Raw genomic sequence first — 22760 nt, 5'->3', positions numbered from 1 at the left:
CTCAAGCCGGATTACCGCTGTGCAAGATGGACGTTTATCCCTGACCACCCCCGAAGGCGTAAGGCTGGCGTTGACGCCAGCCGGGCCAGCGCCGCGCGCGGCAGCCTGGCTGATCGACTTGCTGATCTGGATGGTATTTATCTGGATCTGTCTGTGGATTTTTGGCGGGAGCAAACTTGGCAGTGGCCTGATCGGTCTTATTCTGTTCGTCAGTTACTGGGGTTACCCGGTGCTGTTCGAGGTGTATTTCTCCGGCCGTACGCCAGGTAAGCGGGTCATGAAACTCGCGGTCGTGCGAGCCGATGGTTTGCCCGTTGGCTGGCGCGAATCGGTGCTGCGCAACTTATTATTGGTCGCCGATTTTCTGCCGTTCATGTATGCCACCGGTTTGCTTTGCATGCTGGCCGATCAGCACTTTCGCCGAATCGGCGATATCGTTGCCGGCACGCAAGTGATTTATTTTGATAAACCTCCGGTGCGCAAGCCGCTGCGCGAAGTAGAGCCGGTGCCTTCACCGATCCCTCTGACGCCGGAACAACAACGCACATTGCTTGGACTATTTGAGCGCGAAGCGCAATTGCCACCGGAACGCTTGCAGGAGCTGGCCAGCATTGCCGAACCGTTGACCGGTGAAACCGGCGCCGTGTCGCTGGAAAAATTGCGCGGTATTGCGGCAGGTTTAAGCCGATGAAGCAAAAGCAATTTGAACACGCGCATGCGGCGTTCTGGCAGCAACTGGAACAGTCGTTGGCCGACAAGAAAAACACCGAAGAAAATTTCCCGGCAATGTACCGACAACTCTGCCAACATTTTGCCCTGGCTCGACAACGCGGTTACTCGCCGGCGTTGACCGACTATTTGCACAAGTTGGTGCACGAAGGTCATCTGCAATTATATGGTGTTGCCGTCGATCGGCCGATGGTGTTGCATCGCTGGCTGCTGCAAACAATGCCGCAACGAGTGCGCGAAGAGTGGCGGTTGATGTTGCTGGCGATCGTCGCATTCTTCGGTATCGGCCTTGGCGTTTTCTTGTTGGTCTGGTTTCAGCCGCATTGGGCTTACAGTTTCGCCGAGCCGCATCAGCTAATGAAGTTTCAGCAAATGTATCAACCGGACAACATCAAGATTGGCCGTGGCGGTAGCGAAGGCGATGTCGCGATGTTTGGCTTTTACATCTGGAATAACGTCTCCATTGATTTTCGTACCTTCGCCGCCGGTATTTTTGCCGGTGTGCCCTCACTGATCAGTTTGGCCAGCAACGGTATGCACTTCGGCGTCATTGCCGCCTGGCTTTCGCTTGATGACAGTACACGCGAAACCTTCTGGTCATTTGTTATTACCCACTCCAGTTTTGAGGTAGCCGGTCTATTGTTGGCGGCGGTTGCCGGTATGCGGCTCGGGTTTTCACTGCTGAGTCCGGGGCGGATGACGCGCCGGCATGCACTGATGGCCGCCAGTCAGCGCATGTTTCCGGTGCTGGTTGGCGCCGCGATGCTTACCGTCATTGCCGCATTCTTCGAGGGCTTTTGGTCGGCCAGTACCAGCATTTCGGCACAGACCAAGTACGTAGTTGGCGGTATTGGTTGGCTGATTGTCATCGCCTACTTTGTTTTCGCCGGTCGGGGTCGCAACGATGCGGCTTGATCAATTGCAGCTGGAGTTGCGGCCGCGACCAAATGCGCAAGCGTTGGATCTCGGCATGGCTTTGCTGCGCGTCGATGGTGTTCAGGTCTATCTGGCATTTCTGGCGCTGTGGCTGCCTCTGCTGTTGTTGGCTGCCGCCGCGATATTCGTGTTTCCCGATTACGGTGGTTTTGCGCCACTCGTTGTCTGGTGGCTACGACCATTGCTGGAGCGCGCGCCGCTCTATGTGCTGTCACGCAATGTGTTTGGCGAGAAAATTTCCTGGCGTCAGGCGGTGCGTGCTTGGCCCAGCTTATTGCGCGGTGGTTGGTTTCGCTTGTTGACCTGGTGGCGATTCTTTTTGCCGAATCGCGGTTTGTATCAACCGATTTGGTTACTGGAAGGGTTACGCGGGAAAGCTGCCGCCGATCGCCGCCGAATCATTGGACGCGATGGTGGACAAGCGGCGTACTGGTTCGGTTTGGCATGTGCTCATTTTGAGTTGATTCTGCAACTTGGATTCATCGCTTTCATTGGTTTCTTTCTCAGCGAAGAACATGCCATCAATCCTTTCGCGTTCTTTTGGGATATCGACAATAACGCCAATACCCTCTGGAACAATCTGTCGCTGTTGATTTGCTATGGTGTCGCTGTTGCCATTATTGCGCCGATGTATACTGCCTGTTGTTTTACGCTGTACCTGAATCGACGCGCGACGCTTGAGGCCTGGGATGTCGAATTGATGCTACGGCAACTGACACCGCCGCCATCGTCGGCAACACCCAGTTCAGCGATCGTCGCCGGTTTGTTGCCTTTGTTCTTATTGGGCATGTTACTCCATAGCCCAGCAAGTCATGGCAATGAATCGGCGTTGGCCTGCGAGAAACCGGACTACCTGGTCGCGCAACAGGGCCAGCGCAGCGAAGCTCACAACGAAACCCAGCAGCAACTCCGCGAACAATTGGATGCGGTTTATCAGCATGAAGACTTGCTAGGTTATCGCTGCGTGCAAACCTGGGTGCTAAAGAACCAGGAAAAGAAAAAGAAAAAAAGCAAAGAAAAAATCGACGCACCGGATCTGTCCGCCTTGGCGGCGTTTCTGAAAGTGCTGCTTATCGCGCTGGGCATAGGCTTGCTGGCTTGGTTGTTGTACCGCTACCGCGAGTATATGCCGCGCTGGTTTATTCCTGAGCGTCGTTTTGTTGCCACGGAAGTTTCCGGTATGGATATCCGGCCGGAATCCTTGCCGGATGATATCTGTGCCGAAGTCAATCGTTTATGGGCTGCTGGGCAACAGCGGGCGGCGCTGGCCTTGTTGTACCGCGCAACGATATCGCGCTTGGTCAATGAATACCATGTCCGTATTGGTCGCGGCGCCACCGAGCAGGACTGCGTGCGCTATGCCGAGCGTGCAGCAACACAGCAGCAGATCTCTGCCGATTGTTTGCGACTCTGCAAAGAGGTCACGACACATTGGCTCAATGGCGCCTATGGTCAGCGCTGGTTGCATAGCGAAACCTTGGTGGCACTGTTACATCGTTGGCAGCAGCAGTTCGAGCCGGCGTCGGCGGAGCTCGGATCATGACCGATCGGCAACGGCAGCTTCTGTGGTTTGGATTAACGGTCGTGTTGTTGGCACTGATTGCTGCCGGTTGGTTTTATTTTCTGGAAAAGCGCACGATTGCCGTACCGCATCACTCAACCGAAGCCATGCGCAATGATTTTCTGGCCGCCAGTCGTTGGTTGCAACAGCGTGATTACGTGGTGCATAGCCATGACAATCTGACGGCCGCGATGCGCGACACCTTGCCTGGTGGCGCGTTGTTATTCGCTCAAGGCACCGGCATGATGACCGGTGATACTGCGGAACACATTCTGGATTGGGTCGCCGACGGCAACGTCATGATCATGGTGCCGCAGTATGTTGCCTATTCCGAAAGCACGGATGAGGAAGAACGCGATCAGGATGAGGTCAATCAATTGGTCGAAACCGACCCGATTGGCGATTACCTTGGCGTTTATCTGGGCGATCGCCGGCAAACAGAACGCGAAGAGCAGGATGAGGCAGAGTCTGATGCCGAAGCATCAGAGCAGGACGAAGAAGAAATCGAAGAACCTGAAAATACCTTCCGGCCGATTCTCCCCAGGTCCGAAGCGCTCGCCGCAAGCGACAGCATTCAGTTTACGGCGTTGTCATATCCATTATTAATCGCAAAGCAACATTGGCGGCATCTGGATTTTCAGGACGAGTATCAAGCGCCAATTCTCCATGATGCCAAAGGCGATGTGATCCGCGTGTATCGTGAAGGGCGCGGTTATATCGTGGTACTGGCGACGATGTCGTTCACTAACGCGACATTACGCGATCGGGATCACGGCGAGCTACTTTGGCAATTGTTGCAACTGAATCCAGACCGCAAGCAACTGACGATTATCCAGCGTGTGGAAATGCCGAACTGGTATCAGGCGCTTTGGCAGCAGTTTCATTTGGCACTGATCGCGGCAGCGATCACGCTGCTACTCATTATTTGGCTGTCACTGCGTCGCTTTGGTCCGCTGCTGGCTGAGCCGGGCGATGAACGGCGTGCGCAAATGGAACATGTGATGGCAAGCGCCCGTTGGTTGTGGCGTTTACCCGCTGGTCGCCAGCGCTTGCTTGATGCCGCACGCACGGAAACGATGCAACAACTGAAACGCCGGTTGCCAGAGCTGCAACGCCTTGCCGATGGCGAGAAGTTACAAAGGCTGCACCGCGAAACCACCATTTCTCTTGACCACCTGCAACAGGCGTTGTTCGAGCCAGCGGCCAATCAGCCGCGTCGATTCACCGCGCAATTACAAACCCTGCAAAAGCTGAGATCGCATTATGAATGAGCAAACTGAGGTCGCGAGCACCGCCGTGACGATTCCTGCCGAGAAATTGCAGCAAGCCGTTGATATTGTCCGCCGTATGCGCGAAGAAATTCGCCGAGCGTTGATCGGCCAACAAGCAGTTGTCGATCAAGTGTTGGCAACGTTATTGGCTGGCGGCCATGTGTTGATCGAAGGCGTGCCTGGGTTAGGCAAAACCTTGTTGGTCAAAGCGCTGGCAAAAACCTTTGCTGGCGAATTTACCCGCATTCAATTTACACCTGATCTGATGCCGGCTGATGTCATGGGGCATTCCATTTTTGATATGCGCAATCAAACCTTCACCGTGCGCAAAGGTCCGGTGTTCACGCATTTGCTATTGGCTGACGAGATCAACCGGGCACCGGCGAAAACCCAATCCTCATTGCTGGAAGTGATGCAGGAAAGGCAGGTGACGATTGAAGGTGAAACGCATTCACTGAGTGCGCCCTTTATGGTGCTGGCTACACAGAACCCGTTGGAAAATGAAGGCACCTATCCTTTGCCGGAAGCGCAGCTGGACCGTTTCCTGGTGAAAGTGCGCATTGATTACCCGAGCGAAGCCGAAGAGCTGGCGATGCTGGCTTTGGTCACCGGCAATCGCATTGGCGACGGCCTGGATGTGCAACCGGTTGCCAGCTTGATCAAACCGGAAACGGTTGTCGCGTTACAGCAACTGGTTGCCCGCATTCGAGTTGATGAGGCAGTGGCCAATTACGCCGTACGCTTGGTGCGCGCGACACGCGACTGGCCAGGCATTGCCATTGGTGCTGGCCCGCGCGGAACGATTGCCTTGGTGCGTGTGGCCCGGGCGATGGCATTGATGGCTGGTCGTGATTTCATTACTCCCGATGACATCAAGTCGGCGTGCTTGCCAGTGCTGCGTCATCGCATCGCGATTTCGCCAGAAAGCGAACTCGATGGCCTGAATACCGATCATTTGCTGCAAGCATTGATCGAACACATCGCGGCGCCGCGCGCATGACGCCATCGCGTCGTTTAATCACGTTGCTGGTCGCGTTGATTGCGCTGGCATTGCTGGCCGCTTTTTTCCCGGCGCTGACGCTAGCGTTCTATGCGGCGGCGCTGGTGTCATCGCTGGTGGCGTTCAGCGATGCGTGGTTAGTGCGTGGTAAAGCGGCAGTGCGTGTCGAACGGCAAGTGGCGGGTATTTGGCCGGTCGATGTTGAGAATCGTGTCAGCCTGATTCTACACAATGATGAAACGCAGGCCTTGCACGTTGAGTGTTTCGATCATTTTCCGCGCGGTTGGCAAATGCAAGGCTTGCCACACGCAGCGATGATAGAACCCGGCCATTATTTGCAATTCGATTATCTATTGACACCGGACCAACGCGGTGACGCGCACTTTGCCGCACCGGAATTGCGCATCGCTTCGCCGCTCGGTTTGTGGTGGCGCTATCAGCGCTGTGGTCCGGAACAAGTGGTCAAGGTTTTTCCGGTTTTCTCAAAGTTACTCGGCCATACGCTGACCGCTACTGATCGTCGTTCACCAACGGAAGGCATCATTCGCAAACGCCGACGTGGTGAGGGTACGGACTTCCGCCAACTGCGTGAATACCGTATTGGCGATAGCCAACGCACCATTGATTGGAAAGCGACGGCGCGAGAACAAAAATTGATTAGCCGCGAGTATCAGGAAGAACGCGATCAGCAAGTGGTGTTTCTGCTCGACACCGGCAGAAGAATGTTGGCCCGCGATCAAGGCGGCAGCCACTTCGACCATGCGCTGAATGCCGTGCTGACCTTGAGTTTTATTGCCCAGAAACAAGGTGACGCCGTCGGCCTGATGAGTTTCGCCGGCAGCGAGCGTTGGCTCAGCCCGCAGAAAGGTCGAGTTGGTTTGGATCGAATGCTGACCGGTGTTTACGACCTGCAGGCGACCGAGCAAGCACCGGACTACACCTTGGCGGCCAGCGTCTTGTTACGCAAACTCCGAAAGCGCGCGTTTATCGTGTTGATCACCAATTTGCGCGACGAAGACGACGCCGCGATACGTCAGGCTTGCGCGATGCTGTCCAGCAAACACTTGGTACTGTGTGCCAGCATGCGCGAAAAAATTCTTGATGAGGTGCTACGAGAACCGGTACAAGGCTTCGAGCAGGCATTGCGCGTTGCCGGTACCAACCTGTACCTGCAACAACGTCAGGAAGCGATCCGGCGTTTGGGTTTACCGGCCGGACAATGGATTGATGTAACACCAGAGCGATTGAGCAGTAGCCTGGTCAATCGCTATCTGGACATCAAAGAGAGCGGGCAACTGTAACGGTGGCCTGCACAATAGTGGTGGTTTTTTTTTAGAGAGGGAAGTAAATGAGCAATCCTTATTCTGCGCCGAATGCGCCGATGAACAACACAAGCAATGGTAACGACACCTATGACCCGACAATGTTTTCGGTCGAAGGTCGTATTGGCCGTATTCGTTATCTTGCTTACACAACCTTGATTGGCCTGATGTTCTATGCGGCCTTGGTTGTGGTCATGCTGATGTTTGGTATTGGCTTGGCAGCAGCTGGAAGTGGTATGGAGGGCTTTTCCGGAACGGCACTTGTGGTGATGATCCTTGTTTACCTCCTTATGATCGTTGCGTCGGTTATCCTGATGCGTCGCCGCTTGAATGATCTGGACAAGTCGGGATGGTGGATACTGTTGGCGCTGATCCCGCTTGTGAACATAATCTTCGGTTTGTATGTGCTTTTTGCTCCAGGAACCAAAGCCAGCAATAGTTATGGGCCTATGCCAGGCAAAACCCCGACCGTGTTATGGGTGGTGGGCTTGATTGGCCCAGTCATTGCCGCCATCGGTATTCTCGCCGCCATCGCCATTCCCGCTTATCATGATTACACGCAACGCGCGCAAGCGGCGCAGGTGGAATCCCAATACTCGGAAGATTGAATCGAATCGACCTTTAGTAGCAAAAAGAAACCCACGTGCTGTGCACGTGGTCATCGCCTAACCGGCTACGCCTGTTAGAGCGCCTGCCCATGCAAGTACCTTCCGGGTGTTGTCCCCACAACACATCAGAAGGAAACAAGCATGAGCAGGTTTATAAGAGCGTCGCATGTCATATGGCATTGTCAATACCATATTGTCTGGACGCCGAAGTATCGGTTTCGGATATTGAAAGGGCCGATAGCAAAAGAGATTCATCAATGTGTGATGCTCTTTTGTTTGAGGCTAGGCTGTCAGGTAGTTGAATTAAATGTGCAGGTCGATCATGTGCACTTACTGGTGAAGATTCCGCCAAAGACATCGGTATCAGAGCTGATGGGAGTCCTGAAAGGCCGCACTGCGATACGGATATTCAGTGAATTTCCGTACTTAAGGAAGAAGCCGTATTGGGGCAATCATTTCTGGGCGAAAGGATATTGCGCCGATACGGTCGGCCTGAACGCAGAGATGATTCAGAAGTACGTGAAATATCAGGAAAAGCAGGAACAACATCAGCAGCAGTTGGAGTTTGCACGGAACAGCGAGCCTTCTCAGAAGGGTCGCTAGGTGTGCCCCCTTATAGGGGGCAGAAGGCAAGACCACGTTCTATGAGCGTGGTCGTTTACTTCAGCAAACCCCGCTATCGCGGGGTTTTGTTATTTATACGATCGTCCGACAGAATCTTATGGAGTTTGTTGTGCATTCACCCAGATGATTATTCCGTTCGGCTATGATGACGGTATTGCCATCACCGCGAAGGATGTATGGCCTTGTTTCGACTGGGCGTAAGCTGGAAAGCCGGTTTGCTTTTTTGTTTTGCGGCGACTGCAGCAGAACAGCCGTCATCGTTGCGCCTCGTTACGCTCGAATATCCTCCCTATGTCGAAATCAAAGACGACAAGCCCGATGGTCTCTCGATCTGGTTGGTCGAAGCTTTGATGCAGCGCCTGCAGCAAGAGCACCGGATTGAAGTACTGCCGTGGAAGCGGGCCTTATGGCAACTGGAAACGGGTGCCGCGGATGCGGTGTTCCCGGTGCTGAAAACACCGGGGCGCGAAACGAAGATGGTGTTCATGGCGGAGCCGCTGACCAACGAGAACGTTATGCTGTTCAGCCGTTGCGATGAGGCCATCGCCTTCGATAGCGAGCTGAAATTCCTGCGCAATAAACGTGTCTGTGTGCAACAGGGTTTCAGCATTGGTCTGCGTGCCGATGAGCTGTTCCAGACCGGCTGGATGGAACGGGTCAATGCCAATCACCAGAGTGATTGCCTGCGCATGTTGCACATGGGCGTTGCCCGCTTTTATCTGGTTGACCGATACGCCGGTGCTTATGTCATTCAACAAAGTCAGTACAAGCACGTCGTGCGGCCTTTTGGCGAACCGCTGGAGATGACGCCGGTGTATCTCGCCTGGAACAAGGACAGTGTTGATGAGCATTTGATTACCGCGGCCAATGATGCATTCGAGCAGATGCTGGAGTCCGGCGAACATCAGCGTTTGTTGCAGCGCTTCCAGGATGAAGTGGTATCGCGATGAGTCGGTCGCTATCCGGACGGCAAAAGCCGGTCATGTTCACCTGAACCCAGTCGACATTCCGGCGCTATACTCCAGCGATTGACGAGCATGGAGCAAACCGTGGCCAAGGTCAGCTTCACTGGGCATTTGCAGCGCCATCTGGCGATTGAGCCATTGACGGTCAATGGTGCGACGCTGGCTGAAGTGTTGAACGAAGTATTCCAACGCTACCCAGCACTACGAACTTACCTGCTCGATGATCAACGCGGTTTGCGCCAGCACGTGGCGATATTTATCGACGGCCAGCAAATCCGCGATCGTCGGCATTTCAAAGATCTCACCCCGGCGAATGCCGAGGTGTTTGTCGCCCAAGCCCTGTCGGGCGGATAAGGCGAGACAGTTACCCGCAGTCCGGCACCGGTGCCGAGGATGATACCCAGCACAACAGGGAGCGAGGCAATGAGCAATACCTTGTGGTTGTCGACCCGCAAAGGTCTGATTCAATACACCCGCCAAGGCCTGCAATGGCAGCCGGTGGCGACCCATTTTCTTGGCGACCCGGTCAGCTTCACGCTGCACGATGGCCGCGACAACACGGTTTATGCCGCGCTCAATCTCGGTCATTTCGGCCCGAAACTGCATCGCTCCGATGATGGCGGTAAATCCTGGCAGGAAATCGCCTGCCCAAAGCTGCCAGAGCAGAAGGAAGGGGAGGAGGATAAATCCGCCTCAGCACAAATGGCCTCAGTACAAATGATCTGGAGCATGGCCGCCGGCGGTGCCGATCAGCCGGGGCGCATTTGGGCCGGCACCATTCCGGGTGCGCTGTTCCGTTCCGATGATCGCGGCGACAGCTGGCAGCTGGTCGAGTCGCTTTGGCAGCGCGAGGAGCGCAAACAATGGTTCGGCGGCGGCTACGATCAGCCCGGTATTCATTCCATCTGTGTCGACCCGCGTGACAGTCGATGCCTGCGCCTCGCCGTTTCCTGTGGCGGCGTTTGGCTCAGCAAGGACGACGGCAAAACTTGGCACAGCCGGGCCAAGGGCTTGCGCAATGCCTATATGCCGCCAGAGCGCGCCTATGACGAAATCGTCCAGGACCCGCACCTGATGGTGCAGTGTCGAGCCCAGCCGGACTGGCTCTGGATTCAGCATCACAACGGCATTTTTGTCAGCGACAATGGCGCCGAAAGCTGGCGCGAAGTTGAGGACGTAAAGCCTTCGGTGTTTGGCTTTGCCGTTGCTGTGCATCCAGAGGATGGCAAGCGCGCCTGGTTTGTGCCGGGCATCAAAGACGAGCGCCGCTTGCCGGTCGATCAGCAATTGCTGGTCAACGAAACCCGCGATGCCGGCAAAAGCTTCACGGCTCATCGCCAAGGCTTGCCGACCGAGCCGAGCTACGACCTTATTTATCGGCATGCGCTGGCCATCGACCAGAGCGGGCAAGCGCTGGCGATGGCCTCAACTACCGGCAACTGTTGGCTTTCGGCCGATCAAGGCAGGAGCTGGCAGTGCTTGTCGAACTATCTGCCGCCAGTGGCAGCCGTGTGTTTCGGGCCGGAGCAAGCGTGATCACAAGATTTCTCAACTACACTGACAGTTGATTAAAAATATTGGGACAGCGTTGTACCAAACATGTGGTTGCTGGCACTGCTCGATCATTTCATTCCACCCGGAACCATCACCTCTGCTAACGAAGGCCGTCGTGTACGGCTGATGGTCGGCATGTTGTTCTACGGCATCGTCGTCATTTTGCTCAGCATTCTGGTGCGCTGGTTAAATGAAGGCTGGACGGCGGCGCTGGGGGTTGTCTCGATTACCGGCTTGCTGTTTTTCGTCATGCTGGCGGCGTTCTGGCTATGGCGCAATCGGCAACTCGTCGCCGACATGATGATCATCAGCGTGCTGCTCGCCATCGGCGGTATCGCCTATTTCGATGGTGGTCTGTATTCGCGCTCGATGACCTGGCTCGCCATCATTCCGCTGGTCGCCAATTTTCTCGGCGGCCGCATTCGTGCCTGGTTCGCGCTGTTTTTAGTTGCCGTTGAGCTGGCAATCTTGTTCTGGCTGCATCAGCGCGGCGCCATCAGCAGCTTGAGTGACAGCCCCATCTTTGGCCGTACTTTCGCGTTTTTCGCTTCGACGGCCCTGGTCTCGGTATTGGCCCAGCTTTACGAAGCCACGCGCAAACAAATCGAACGCGACCGCGAACTGCTCGATGAAATGCAGCGACAATGGGTGTCCGTGGTCAGCCATGAACTGCGTACGCCGTTAACCGCCACGCACAGCTCGTTGTCACTGCTGGTCAATACCATGCTGCACGACATTCCGGCCAATGCCCGCGAAATGCTGCAAATTGCTTATCGCAACAATCAGCGGCTGACCCGGCTGGTCAACGATGTCATGGACATGGAACGCCTGCGCATGGGCAAACTGCGCTTGCGCTATGAGCAATGCAATCTGCAGCAACTCGTGGAAGAAGCGGTAAAAACCTTTGAGAACCTGAGCCAAAAAAAAGCGCTGGTGTTCAAGCTGGATTTGGCTCCGGTGGTTTCATTTGAGGCCGACCCTGACCGCATCACCCAAGTCATTCATAACCTGCTGTCCAATGCGATCAAATTCTCACCGGCGCACGGCGTCATCAGCGTGCGTCTGCTGCAACATAACAGCAATGTCGAAATTGAAGTGCATGACCAAGGCGAAGGGGTTGCCGAAGAATTTGTTGAAGAACTATTCAAGCCATTCACCCAGCAAAACAAACACGATGCGCGCGCCCACGAAGGCTCAGGTCTTGGTCTCTACATCAGCCACGCCATCGTCGCGATGCACCAAGGTGAGTTGCGTTATCGTCCTGGTGAAAAAGGCGGTGCCACGTTTGTCGTCAGCCTGCCGGCAAAACAAATCAGTGAAGAAAACCAACGAAACGCAAAAACATAGTTTCGCGTAGCGACACACCCTACAATAGCCAAATCTCTCGCCACTCGTTCCACCAATGCCCTCAACAGCCAACCAAAGCTCGAAACGTGCCATTGTCATTGGCGGTGGCCCCGCAGGTTTGATGGCCGCCGAGCAACTATTGAATGCAGGCATAGCGGTCGAGCTTTTCGATGCCATGCCCTCGGTCGGTCGCAAATTTCTGTTGGCTGGCATTGGCGGCATGAACATCACCCACTCCGAAGCATTTGCACCATTCTGCCGTCGCTATCGTGAGCGCGAAAATGTGCTGACACCCATGCTCGAACAATTCGGTGCTGAACCATTGCGTGCCTGGATACGCGAACTGGGTATCGAAACCTTTGTCGGCAGCAGTGGTCGCGTTTTCCCGACCGAAATGAAAGCGGCGCCGCTATTGCGTGCATGGCTAACCCGGTTAAAAAAACAAGGGCTCGTCATCCACACTCGCCATCGCTGGCGCGGTTGGCAACAAAATGCCTGGTTGTTTGAAAGTCCAGAAGGAAGCGTAACGGTAGATGCCGATGTCGTCGTGCTCGCGCTTGGTGGCGGCAGTTGGAAAAAGCTCGGCTCCGATGGCGCCTGGCAAACACTGTTGCAACAACGCGGTGTGGAGCTTTCTCCACTACGCCCTGCCAATTGCGGATTTCTATGCGAGTGGAGTGAACACCTGAAAAACCATTTTGCCGGCGCACCGATCAAACAAGTCATCATGAAAACGCTGAAGCAGAACGGCGAGCTGGAACAGCGCCGTGGCGAATTCGTGCTGACCGAGCATGGCATCGAAGGCAGCCTCGTTTATGCGCACGCGGCAACGATACGCGATGCATTGGAGCAAACCGGCAGCGCAACCATCTGGCTGGATCTGGCGCCCGATCGCGAGGCCAAAACCATCGAGAAAACGCTAGGTGCTTCAGGAAAAAAATCCGTCAGCAATCGCCTGAAAACCCAACTAGGCCTGGACGCCGGCAAATGCGCGCTACTGTTCGAGCAAGTCGATCGCAATCGCATTCAAGATGCCCAGTACCTTGGTCAGCAGATCAAACACCTGCCGATCACTCTGCACGGTACTACCGATATCGACGAAGCGATCAGCACTGCCGGTGGCGTGAAGTTCGAAGCGATGAACGAACAACTAATGCTAAACGCCATGCCCGGTGTATTCTGTGCCGGTGAAATGCTTGATTGGGAAGCACCAACCGGCGGTTACCTGCTGACAGCGTGTTTCAGTACTGGTTTACGGGCTGGGCTGGGGGCGGTAGCTTATCTGGATGGCAGGCGGTAGGTTCGGGCTGAGGTACGAAGCCCAACGACTTTCCCTGCGTACTGAGCTACCGTAATTATCGAGTTTGGCGATTTACCACAATATTTTCTTGTTGAGGTTGAAAGTAAACCGCTAGGTTCTGCTATGAAAGATTTTATCGAACAAATACCGCAGTCGCTGTTTGCGAGATCGGGAAAAGTTTTCTATTCCGGACGTAATGCCTTCGCCACGCGGTCTGATTTATATGTGCTTGGCGTTAACCCTGGTGGCGCACCAAAAAGCCATGAGGATGAGACCATCGGCAGCCACACCAATGATGTCTTGAACTTGTATCCCGCTGACTGGTCAGCCTACCGGGATGAGTCATGGGAAGGAGCCGCACCTGGCACCTACGGCATGGCCCCTCGCGTCCTCCATCTTTTCGCTAAGCTCGGCGTAAATCCTGGAACTGTGCCATGCAGCAATCTGATTTTCGTTCGGTCCAGGCGGGAGAACGATCTCAAGAGTGAGATGTCCAATCTTATCGAAATGTGTTGGTCATTTCACGAATTCGCAATTGCGAAACTACAACCTAAAGCAGTGCTATGCTTTGGAAAGACTGCAGGAACTATTGTACGCAAGAAGCTTGGTGCACATGAGCCAAATGGAGATGATTTTGTTGAGAAAAACAATCGTCGTTGGCGAAGCCAGGCATTTGAAAACACACAAGGAATTATTGTTGTTGTAGCAACGCATCCGAGTATCGCCGATTGGACTGCTCCAAACACAGACCCTACGCATTGGATATCAAAATTGCTGGGAAGAAACGCAGTAAGCTGAGTTCTCGTAGGCACGATTAGCTCTAGTTCTGGTAGGTACGATTAGCGGATGCGTAATCGTACGTATGAAACAAATGATTCAGGGTGTCAATTCAGAATCAAGATCAATGGATTCGTTGTCCGAAGTAACCTTTACTACAATCTCCGATGGTGCAAGCCTGAAAATCAAGAACCTCCTCATCCTCTGCTCCATGGCACTCATTACCGGCATCTACCTCGTTTGGGTTTGGGAAGTAAAATCACTCATCTCATCGTTGAACGATAAAATTGCCAAGAATGATCATGAAGCGGATTTCTCACAAATTGTGACCAAGGACTGGGAGCTGGTTTGTTCTCTCCATCCGTATTCTGGTCCGTTGTATCTAAAGCAGTATGACCGAGTGTATGAGCCTCAGGGGTATCCCGATGACGGCACGTGGGAACTGCTTTTTATTGATGTGGATGGAGAATCTTTCTCCATTACTGGTTCACGGCACGATGGTTTTGGCATTCAGGAGCAGGGGTGCTTGAAGCGGGCAGATGCAAAATTCACGTATGACGGTTTTCGAAAAGTATGGCGGCCTGCTGTTCCAGGTGTTGGCTAAAACGCTTATCGATCCGAGCGACACTTGGCAATCTGATCGCGTATCAGCGCTCGCAAATAAGCAAGGCATAGAGCATTGGCCGACCCAGCTAGCCATTAATGAATCAATCGACAACAGAACTAGAAGGCGAAGCTCCCAGCAGGTTCCACGATTGTCCGCCACATTAAATCAGATTATTACCTTTCGCGCGCACGGCAAGTCAGCGTCGGTGTTCTATACTCGATGGATTCGGCGTGTCTTGGTCGGCGGAACCGGTCGCGAGTATCGAACGAGGTAGCGTGCTAATCCAAACCCAAAAGCCGGTGTGGAACCGAGACACCATCGTGCGCATTGTGCTGGTGGCGGTGTTGTATTTCTTTACCGCCAGAATCGGCCAAAGTTTCGCGATGCCGCCCGGCAACATCACGCCTGTCTGGTTGCCATCAGGCCTGATGGTTGCGCTGGTGCTTATTTGGGGATACCGGATATCGCCGGGCATTTTCTTGGGCGCGTTTGCCGGCAATATCTGGGCGTATTTTGACGCCAGCTCTGCGACGCTGATTGGTAAAGCACTGGTTTCCGCAAGTCTCAATGGTATCGGTGATGTGCTTGCTACAGCGGGCGCTGTGTATCTGTTCAAGCGTAAAGTAGTCAGCGACAACCCGCTGGAGAGCCTTTCAGCATTCAAGGCATTTGGCATTTACTGTGTCATCAGTGGCTCCGTCGTCAGCGCCATCCTCGGCGTGACCGGTTTGGCATCGATGGGTTTCTTGCCGTGGTCGCAGTACGGTATGGCCTTACTGACCTGGGCAACGGGCGATGCGGTGGGCGTGTTATTGATTGCACCGTTGGTATTGAGTTTTTACTTCCGCAAAGACCGTGTTGTGCCAAAGCAGCGAAGGTTTGAACTGGGCCTGCACGTCACGCTGTTGGCGTTGCTGTCTCTGGCGGCAGTTTTTCATCAGCACTGGCCACCGCCTTTACCGAGCCCCGTGTTTGTCATGATTCCCTTGTTGCTGTGGGCGGTGCTGCGCCTGGGTTTTCGCGTGACGTTTGTTTCCGTTGCCTGCATGGCAGCAGCGACGGTTTACGTTACCAGTAACAACCTCGGGCCATTCAAAGAAGCCGAACAACTTTTTGCACTGATCGAACTGCAACTGTTTTTGACGCTGCTCGTTACTTCGGTGGCGCTGGTTGGCATGGTGTCGGCGGAGCGTGACCAGCTGATCGATGAGCTGAAAGATCTGTGCGAGCATGACCCGCTGACGGGAACTTGTTCGCGCCGCTATGGTATGCAACTGATTGTCGCCGAGCAGGAAAGGCAAGCGCGCTATGGCACACCGTACAGCCTCATCATGTTCGATATCGATCATTTCAAGCGCATCAATGACAGCTACGGCCACGCGACCGGCGATCGCGTGATTCAGCAAATCACCCGATTAATTGATTCAGCCTTGCGCGATGTGGATCATCTCGTGCGTTGGGGTGGTGAAGAATTTCTCGTGTTACTGCCCAACACAACGCAACAAGGTGCTTTGCAATTTGCCGAGCGTTGTCGAGAATTGGTGGCTGCCAATACCTTTGAACATCAGGAACGTCTGTCGATTAGCCTTGGCGTCATCGATTCCTCTGCCGCCAATACCGTTCAGGACTTACTGGCCCGAGTCGATAGAGCCATGTACCACTCAAAAAACCACGGCAGGAACGCCGCAACGGCTTTTACCACGCTGCCGTCCGAACTGATGACACCCTAACTGTCGCCGGCAAAACACTTGGCGTGTTATTTTTGTTTCAGCCATCCAACGCCGCTTCAAGTTAGCGAAAAGTGAATTTTTCTCTACGGTCAATTAATCGTAGCTGATATCGTTTCGATCATTCAGGCATTCTCTAGCTGTGACGTTTCCCAACTTCGTTCCAATGTGAGTGCAATCTGAACAAGTTTAGGAGAGAGCAAGATGAACACCCGTGAACGCGCAACCCAATTCGCCGCCTTGCATCGTCGCAACGACCCTTTGATTCTATTCAATGCTTGGGATGCCGGCAGCGCACGTGCGGTGGCGGCCAGTGGTGCTCAGGCAATCGCCACCGGCAGTTGGTCGGTCGCCGCCGCGCACGGTTTTGATGACGGCGAAGCGCTGCCATTTGCACTGGCGGTCGCCAATCTGGAACGCATTGTCGCCAGCGTCGATGTGCCGGTAACGCTTGATATGGAAGGCGGTTACGCCGAAGCCTTACCGGCGTTGCAGGAAAATGTTCGCCGGGTAATCAAAGCGGGTGCAGTCGGTATCAATGTTGAAGATCGGATTGTTGCCGGAGCAGGGCTGTACTCAATTGCCAACCAGTGCGAGCGCATTCGCGCCATTCGTGAGGCCGCTGAGCAAGCCGGTGTGTTGCTGTTCATCAATGCCCGCACCGATTTGTTTTTGGCAACCGATGCTGCCCAGCATGATGTGGCATTGCTGACGCAAGCCATCGAACGTGCTCAAGCATACGCTGAAGCTGGCGCCAGTGGTTTTTTTGCACCAGCACTCGGTAATCTGGAGCACATCAAAACGTTGTGCAAGCAGTCGCCATTACCGGTAAACATCATGATGCTACCCAACCTGCAAACCAGCGCATTGGCCGATGCCGGTGTCGCGCGTATCAGTTATGGCCCTGCGCCGTACCGGCAGGCAATGAAGGCGTTGGAACAAGCAAGCAAAGCCGCGTTGGACTGGCGTTGAAACAAACAAGACTCACGAGCTAGGGAGGGTTGACATGAATGCCAAACAACGGGACGCATTGCTGACCAGCTTGCAAAAACGTTTTGAGCAAAACATCAGCCGGCACAAAGATCTGGCCTGGCAAAAGGTGGCGGCCAGGCTGGAGTCCGCTCCAGATAAGCTGCGCACACTTGCAGCAATGGAAAAAACGGGCGGTGAGCCGGATGTCGTCGGCTATGACAAAAAGACCGGCGAAGTCACGTTCATGGATTGTTCGCCCCAAAGCCCGGAAGGCCGCCGAAGTCTTTGTTTTGATGCCGCGGCATTGGCAGCGAGGAAAGCCAACAAACCAAACGGTAGTGCTGTGGAGCTGGCCGAGAAAATGGGCGCTACATTGTTGACCGAAGAACAATACCGGGCACTGCAAACGCTGGGTGAATTCGACACTAAAACCTCGAGCTGGATTCAAACCCCTGCCGGAATCAGAAAGCGCGGTGGCGCGCTATTCTGTGACCGTCGTTATGATCACGTCTTTGTTTACCACAATGGCGCGGATTCCTACTATGCCGCCAGAGGCTTTCGTGTAGCACTGATTGTTTAGCTTAACTTTACCAAGGAACTACGTTGAAAAAGTTTGCCCTCACTTCCCTGATCGCCATCGCCGTTACGGGAGTTACCCATGCCGATCGTGGCTGGAGCGATCCGCAAGAGCCATTCACCATTTACGGCAATACCCATTATGTCGGCACCGCTGGCATAGCAGCGGTGTTGATCACTTCTCCTGAAGGCCACGTGTTAATCGATGGCGCAACAGAGCAGGGCGCCAAGGTTATCGCCAGCAACATTCGCGCGCTGGGTTACAACATTGAAGACGTGAAATACATTCTGAGTTCACATTCGCATGTCGATCATGCAGGTGGTATCGCGGCGCTACAGAAGTGGAGCGGCGCGACAGTGCTTGGCGGTGCCGGGAATGTCGACGCGTTGCGCACCGGCATATCACCAAAACATGATCCGCAATTTGGCGGATTGCCAAACTTTCCTGGTGCCGAAAATGTACACGCCATCGCCGATGGCGAAACGGTTACGTTAGGCTCAATGGTAGTAACCGCACACACCACACCCGGCCACACGCCAGGTGGTATCAGTTGGACTTGGCAATCCTGCGAAGATAACGACTGCAAGTCCGTAGTCTTTGCCGACAGCATCAGTGCTGTCTCGGCAAAGCGGTATCGGTTTTCTGAGCACCCTGATGTGGTGGCATCGCTGCAGCAGAGCTTTGCCAAAGTCGAAAACTTACCATGCGATATCCTGATTGCGGCGCACCCGCAGTTAAATGATCTCTGGGGTCGTCAGCAGCGAGCTAACACGGAAGGTAAAAGTGCCTATGTTGATACCGGGGCTTGTCGTTTGTTGGTGGAAAAGGCGAGAAGGGGATTGGCCGAGCGCTTGAGCGCTGAGAAGCAATCCATCTCTGCACCGTAAACCAAGTAATAAAGCCTCGGATTATCACACCGTAGATAATGAGCGGAAGTCTCGAAAAGGACAGGTAGATGAAACCGGATTTTGACGACGCTTTACAGCGGCATTTCAATGCCATCGCCAATCGCGATTTGGATGCCTTCACGTCGCATCTGACACGTGATGAAACGCTTTATGCGATTGTGCAGAATGGCCATGCCTTCACGACGACCAAAGAATGTGTTGATATCCATCGGCAGTGGTTTCAGGACAAGAACTGGATTTGGCAGGCGGAAGTCGTCCATAAGGTGGTTGGCGAAGACATGGCGATGGCGCTGATCAAGTATCGTTACCGGACAAAGGCCGAAGAAGAGCCGGTGGTCAGCTGGCTCACTTATGTGTTTCAGTTACAGCAAGGACAATGGCGAATCGTGCACGACCAGAATACCGCGCTGGATTACGCAGCATTTGTACATGCGATGAGTAAGACCTGACGGCAAAGCCCGGTCTATGCGCCGTTAGAAAAGGCGCGTACTCGTCAGATAAATGGATGAAAGGAACAGGCTTATGGAAAGGAGCACGTTGGTTGTTGGCGCAACCGGAGCAACGGGCCGCCTGCTGGTGCAGCAATTGCTGAGTCAAGGGCAGCACGTTAAAGTCGTAGTGCGTTCTGCCGAAAGGCTGCCAAATGCGGTCAGGCATCACGAAAAATTGTCGATAATTCTCGCCAGCATTCTGGATTTGACCGACAGCGAAATGGCCAAGCATGTTGGTGATTGCCATGCGGTCGCATCCTGCTTAGGGCATACACTGAGTTTTCGAGGAATTTACGGTCATCCACGTCGCTTGGTAACGGAGGTTACTAAGCGATTGTGTCATGCGATGAAAGCGACTCAACACGAAACGCCACGCAAGTTTGTGCTGATGAATACCGCCGGTAACCGCAATCGCGATCTGGATGAGCGTATTTCGTTTTCGGAAAAGTGTGTCATTGGCTTGGTGCGCTTAACTTTGCCGCCCCATTCGGACAATGAAAAAGCTGCTGACTTCCTGCGCACTCAGATTGGCCAAAGTGACCCCGATATTGAGTGGGCGGCAGTCAGACCTGACACGTTGATTGACGCACCGCAAGTAAGTGATTATGAATTGCATCGCTCGCCGACTCGAAGTGCGATCTTTGATGCCGGCAAGACCAGCCGCATCAATGTCGCGAACTTCATGGCCAAGCTCATCACCGATGACGAAACATGGCAGGCTTGGAAAGGCCAGATGCCGGTGATCTATAACCGTGAGTGATCTGGCTGAACGGCAAGTAAGCTATTGAGGCGAGCAGAAGAGACGGATTACCGATGAGCCAAGAGCCAAAGTTGCTACGGCGTTTATTGCGCGCCAAGGACCGCATGGACGCCGCCTCGCACGAAGAATGGCCGGTGCCGCGCTTGGCTGAGGTCAGCGGCGTTTCTGAAGCGCATTTTGCCCGTTCATTCAAAGAAGCCTTCGGTGTGCCGCCGCATCGCTATTTGTTGACCCGGCGCATTGAACGGGCCAAAACCCTGTTGCGCGATACCGATTTGCCGATCATCGATATCGCGTTCCAAACCGGTTGGGCAAGCCTTGGCACCTTTGGCCGGACCTTTCGTGATATCACGGGTGAGAGCCCCAGTGAGCTACGCAAGCGCGAGCAAAACACCCCTAATCAATTGGAGCAAGTGCCGGCCTGTTATTTAAACGCCGCCAACCGGCCTGACTTAACGATCGCAGTTTTGGAGAAGCGTCGGCAACAAGCAGACGGTAGCATCGCCGAGTCAAATGAAACGGAGAGTGAAAAATGACTCAGGGTATCGGTGTCGTTGGCCTGTATGTTCATGATCAAGACGAAGCCCTCACGTTCTATGTGGAAAAGCTAGGTTTTCGCGTGCACACCGATGTGCGTAACGGTGACTATCGATGGCTGACGGTGCAGCATCCGGAACAGCCATCGTTTCAACTCGGTCTGTTCAAGCCGCAAGCGCCGCTGGTTGATGCAGCCACTGCGCAGAGTCTGGAAGCGGCCGTCGCCAAAGGCGCAATGCCGCCGTTGGTGCTGATCGTCGATGATTGTCAGGCGGCCTATAAACAGTACCGCGTTCGTGGCGTCGAATTCACGCAAGAACCGGTTGATCGTTACGGCAGTGTCGATGCCAGCTTTCGCGATCCGTTCGGCAATGGCTGGAAAATGATTCAGGCGCGGTAATTATCGCTGCATCTCGGCTTGCTGACCTATGCAGCTGTCGATAGCAGCAAATTCATCATCACGATTTGCAATGGAGGTTCTTGTGAAAGCTAGTCTTTGGATTCGGCAATTTCATCGTTGGATATCCATTATTTTTACGCTGACGGTTATCGCCAATTTTTTCGCGATGGCACAAAGCCGCGGCGCGATGCCGCCAGCCTGGATCACCTATTCGCCGTTGTTGCCTTTGGCGTTATTGCTGTTCACCGGCCTGTATCTTTTTGCGCTGCCGTATTTCAGTAAAGCACGCAACGAGCGCAAGGTAACGGTAGCCAGCTAAACAGATGTTCTCTCGCAGCAAACAGGGAACATTTCAATAGGAGAATGAGATGATAAAATCTGCTTCTAACGGACAGCAATCGGCATCGGCATTGATTGATGAGCGAGTTGCCGGGCTCGGTGATTGGCGCGGCGAAACTCTGAGCCGTATGCGTGAATTAATCAAGGAAGCCGATCCTAATGTTGTCGAAGAATGGAAATGGATGGGCACGCCGGTGTGGTCGCATGATGGCATTATCTGCACTGGTGAAACCTATAAGGCAAAAGTGAAATTCACCTTTGCCAAAGGTGCCGCGCTAAAAGATCCAAAAAACCTGTTTAATTCCAGCCTTGATGGCAATGTCAGGCGCGCCATTGATATCAGTGAAGGCGACCAAATCGATGAGGCGGCGTTCAAAGCCTTGGTGCGGTCCGCCATTGCATTGAACTGTGCCAAGAAGGCAAAACCGAAGTCGGCGAAGTAGCTGCCGTTTCTACGCTTTCCGTGTGTTCAGACTAACCCAGGCACGGTAGTCACGATTCGAGTACACTCCCGAATCCGCGCCGTGCTCTGGTGTATTGTCGACCGACTCAGGAATCGATGAACGCTTTGGCCTGCATCAGGCGCGAGCGACGATCCACCTATCGATTGTTAGCGTATTCATGAGCCTCATTCTTGTACTGAAGATCATTCTGGTTCCGTCCATCATTGGCGGCGTTACACTCGCCGGTCGACGCTGGGGGCCGGATGTAGCCGGCTGGTTGTCGGCGTTCCCGGTGGTATCGGCGCCACTTTTATGGTTTATCGCGATGGAGCAGGGCGCGCCATTCGCGGCAGATGCCTCCGCGGCAACACTGTCTGCAGTGTTGGCGATTCTGGTGTTTGGCGTTAGCTATGCTTGGGCGGCGCTGCGCTACTCATGGACGATCAGCCTGCTGTTCAGCTTTATCTGTTATTTGTTGGCGGTTGCCGCGCTCAATGCCTGGGCACCGTCACTGATGGTTGCGGCGCTAAGCGTATTCCTGGCACTGGTGCTGGTGCCAAGTATTTATCCGACGCCGCCAGATACCGAGGAATCAACAAAAAGCACCGCCCGTCATGATATTTGGCTGCGTATGCTGACGGGGGCCGCGCTGGTCGTTATCGTTACCCAGTTCTCCGCTCAGTTGGGGTCCAGGCTCAGTGGTTTGTTCGCGATGTTTCCCGCTATTGGTTTGGTGCTAACGGTGTTTTCGCACATCAACGCGGGTAAAGCGTTTACCATCAAGCAACTGCGCAGCATGGTATTTGGCTATTACGCGTTTGCCGCTTTCTGTCTGGTATTGGCGCTGGTATTGCCTCATACGAATATTGCCGCCGCTTTTTCATTAGCGTTGACCACCGCGCTCGCCATTCAATGCCTATCTCGCATTTATCTTCGTCGCGCTGTAGTAAACGCGCCACAAACCGCTGTGCTGATTGAGGTGCCTGCCACCACGCCGAAATAAGG

26 protein-coding genes are annotated in these 22760 nt (G+C 54.1%); all 26 read left to right on the top strand.

Features of this window, described 5'->3' with window-relative positions; translation table 11 throughout:
• Positions 1 to 19: 19 nt before the first annotated feature.
• The 26 genes from E2H98_RS08615 (at position 20) to E2H98_RS08490 (ending at position 22758) form a co-directional block, all read left to right on the top strand.
• A complete protein-coding gene (locus tag E2H98_RS08615; RefSeq protein ID WP_232475478.1) occupies positions 20 to 691 on the top strand; it encodes an RDD family protein in 672 nt (223 codons plus the stop codon).
• The gene (locus E2H98_RS08610; RefSeq protein ID WP_133591416.1) at positions 688 to 1644 is read left to right on the top strand and encodes a stage II sporulation protein M; all 957 of its coding nucleotides are present in this window, start codon (positions 688 to 690) and stop codon (positions 1642 to 1644) included. The genes E2H98_RS08615 and E2H98_RS08610 overlap by 4 nt, the downstream gene beginning before the upstream one ends.
• A complete protein-coding gene (locus E2H98_RS08605) occupies positions 1634 to 3208 on the top strand; it encodes a hypothetical protein (RefSeq protein WP_133591418.1) in 1575 nt (524 codons plus the stop codon). The genes E2H98_RS08610 and E2H98_RS08605 overlap by 11 nt, the downstream gene beginning before the upstream one ends.
• Positions 3205 to 4497, top strand: a complete 1293-nt coding sequence (locus E2H98_RS08600) for a DUF4350 domain-containing protein (RefSeq protein ID WP_133591420.1) — start codon at positions 3205 to 3207, stop codon at positions 4495 to 4497. The genes E2H98_RS08605 and E2H98_RS08600 overlap by 4 nt, the downstream gene beginning before the upstream one ends.
• On the top strand, positions 4490 to 5497 hold the full coding sequence (locus E2H98_RS08595; protein WP_133591422.1) for an AAA family ATPase: 1008 nt from the start codon (positions 4490 to 4492) through the stop codon (positions 5495 to 5497). Before E2H98_RS08600 ends, E2H98_RS08595 begins: the two co-directional genes overlap by 8 nt.
• Positions 5494 to 6798 (top strand): DUF58 domain-containing protein, encoded by a 1305-nt coding sequence (locus E2H98_RS08590; RefSeq protein WP_133591424.1) that lies wholly within the window; start codon positions 5494 to 5496, stop codon positions 6796 to 6798. The genes E2H98_RS08595 and E2H98_RS08590 overlap by 4 nt, the downstream gene beginning before the upstream one ends.
• A 47-nt stretch (positions 6799 to 6845) precedes the next feature.
• On the top strand, positions 6846 to 7427 hold the full coding sequence (locus E2H98_RS08585; protein WP_133591426.1) for a DUF805 domain-containing protein: 582 nt from the start codon (positions 6846 to 6848) through the stop codon (positions 7425 to 7427).
• 141 nt (positions 7428 to 7568) lie between these two features.
• Positions 7569 to 8030 carry an IS200/IS605 family transposase gene (tnpA, locus tag E2H98_RS08580; protein ID WP_133590721.1) on the top strand — a complete coding sequence of 154 codons (462 nt, stop codon included), beginning with the start codon at positions 7569 to 7571 and terminating at the stop codon, positions 8028 to 8030.
• A 197-nt stretch (positions 8031 to 8227) separates the two neighbouring features.
• Positions 8228 to 9001, top strand: coding sequence for a substrate-binding periplasmic protein (locus E2H98_RS08575; protein ID WP_133593748.1), 774 nt, complete (start codon positions 8228 to 8230; stop codon positions 8999 to 9001).
• A 99-nt stretch (positions 9002 to 9100) separates the two neighbouring features.
• Complete coding sequence (locus tag E2H98_RS08570; protein WP_232475477.1) at positions 9101 to 9370, top strand: MoaD/ThiS family protein; 270 nt, start codon at positions 9101 to 9103, stop codon at positions 9368 to 9370.
• A 69-nt stretch (positions 9371 to 9439) separates the two neighbouring features.
• A complete protein-coding gene (locus E2H98_RS08565; RefSeq protein WP_133593744.1) occupies positions 9440 to 10552 on the top strand; it encodes a WD40/YVTN/BNR-like repeat-containing protein in 1113 nt (370 codons plus the stop codon).
• Between the two features lie 63 nt (positions 10553 to 10615).
• Positions 10616 to 11917, top strand: coding sequence for a sensor histidine kinase (locus tag E2H98_RS08560; RefSeq protein ID WP_133593742.1), 1302 nt, complete (start codon positions 10616 to 10618; stop codon positions 11915 to 11917).
• Between the two features lie 55 nt (positions 11918 to 11972).
• Positions 11973 to 13217 carry a TIGR03862 family flavoprotein gene (locus E2H98_RS08555; protein ID WP_133593740.1) on the top strand — a complete coding sequence of 415 codons (1245 nt, stop codon included), beginning with the start codon at positions 11973 to 11975 and terminating at the stop codon, positions 13215 to 13217.
• 123 nt (positions 13218 to 13340) lie between these two features.
• Positions 13341 to 14015, top strand: coding sequence for a uracil-DNA glycosylase family protein (locus tag E2H98_RS08550; RefSeq protein WP_133593738.1), 675 nt, complete (start codon positions 13341 to 13343; stop codon positions 14013 to 14015).
• Positions 14016 to 14079: 64 nt separating this feature from the next.
• The gene (locus E2H98_RS08545; protein WP_133593736.1) at positions 14080 to 14598 is read left to right on the top strand and encodes a hypothetical protein; all 519 of its coding nucleotides are present in this window, start codon (positions 14080 to 14082) and stop codon (positions 14596 to 14598) included.
• Positions 14599 to 14831: 233 nt separating this feature from the next.
• Positions 14832 to 16331: an MASE1 domain-containing protein gene (locus tag E2H98_RS08540; protein ID WP_133593734.1), complete on the top strand. Its 1500-nt coding sequence runs from the start codon at positions 14832 to 14834 to the stop codon at positions 16329 to 16331.
• A gap of 201 nt (positions 16332 to 16532) precedes the next feature.
• A complete protein-coding gene (locus tag E2H98_RS08535; protein WP_133593732.1) occupies positions 16533 to 17300 on the top strand; it encodes an isocitrate lyase/PEP mutase family protein in 768 nt (255 codons plus the stop codon).
• 34 nt (positions 17301 to 17334) lie between these two features.
• Complete coding sequence (locus tag E2H98_RS08530; RefSeq protein ID WP_133593730.1) at positions 17335 to 17880, top strand: DUF4256 domain-containing protein; 546 nt, start codon at positions 17335 to 17337, stop codon at positions 17878 to 17880.
• Between the two features lie 23 nt (positions 17881 to 17903).
• Positions 17904 to 18764: an SMB-1 family subclass B3 metallo-beta-lactamase gene (blaSMB, locus tag E2H98_RS08525; RefSeq protein WP_133593728.1), complete on the top strand. Its 861-nt coding sequence runs from the start codon at positions 17904 to 17906 to the stop codon at positions 18762 to 18764.
• 68 nt (positions 18765 to 18832) lie between these two features.
• The gene (locus E2H98_RS08520; protein WP_133593725.1) at positions 18833 to 19234 is read left to right on the top strand and encodes a YybH family protein; all 402 of its coding nucleotides are present in this window, start codon (positions 18833 to 18835) and stop codon (positions 19232 to 19234) included.
• Between the two features lie 73 nt (positions 19235 to 19307).
• Positions 19308 to 20036 (top strand): NAD(P)-dependent oxidoreductase, encoded by a 729-nt coding sequence (locus E2H98_RS08515; protein ID WP_133593723.1) that lies wholly within the window; start codon positions 19308 to 19310, stop codon positions 20034 to 20036.
• Positions 20037 to 20089: 53 nt separating this feature from the next.
• Positions 20090 to 20572, top strand: coding sequence for a helix-turn-helix domain-containing protein (locus tag E2H98_RS08510; RefSeq protein ID WP_133593721.1), 483 nt, complete (start codon positions 20090 to 20092; stop codon positions 20570 to 20572).
• Positions 20569 to 20973 (top strand): VOC family protein, encoded by a 405-nt coding sequence (locus tag E2H98_RS08505; RefSeq protein WP_133593719.1) that lies wholly within the window; start codon positions 20569 to 20571, stop codon positions 20971 to 20973. The genes E2H98_RS08510 and E2H98_RS08505 overlap by 4 nt, the downstream gene beginning before the upstream one ends.
• A gap of 82 nt (positions 20974 to 21055) precedes the next feature.
• Complete coding sequence (locus tag E2H98_RS08500) at positions 21056 to 21292, top strand: hypothetical protein (protein ID WP_198325272.1); 237 nt, start codon at positions 21056 to 21058, stop codon at positions 21290 to 21292.
• Positions 21293 to 21341: 49 nt separating this feature from the next.
• On the top strand, positions 21342 to 21755 hold the full coding sequence (locus E2H98_RS08495) for a DUF1801 domain-containing protein (RefSeq protein ID WP_133593715.1): 414 nt from the start codon (positions 21342 to 21344) through the stop codon (positions 21753 to 21755).
• Between the two features lie 178 nt (positions 21756 to 21933).
• Positions 21934 to 22758, top strand: a complete 825-nt coding sequence (locus E2H98_RS08490) for a hypothetical protein (RefSeq protein ID WP_133593713.1) — start codon at positions 21934 to 21936, stop codon at positions 22756 to 22758.
• The last annotated feature ends 2 nt before the right edge of the window (positions 22759 to 22760 follow it).

This window comes from Permianibacter aggregans (assembly GCF_009756665.1).
Taxonomy (GTDB): domain Bacteria; phylum Pseudomonadota; class Gammaproteobacteria; order Enterobacterales; family Permianibacteraceae; genus Permianibacter; species Permianibacter aggregans.
This window is presented reverse-complemented; position numbering and strand designations above follow the sequence as displayed.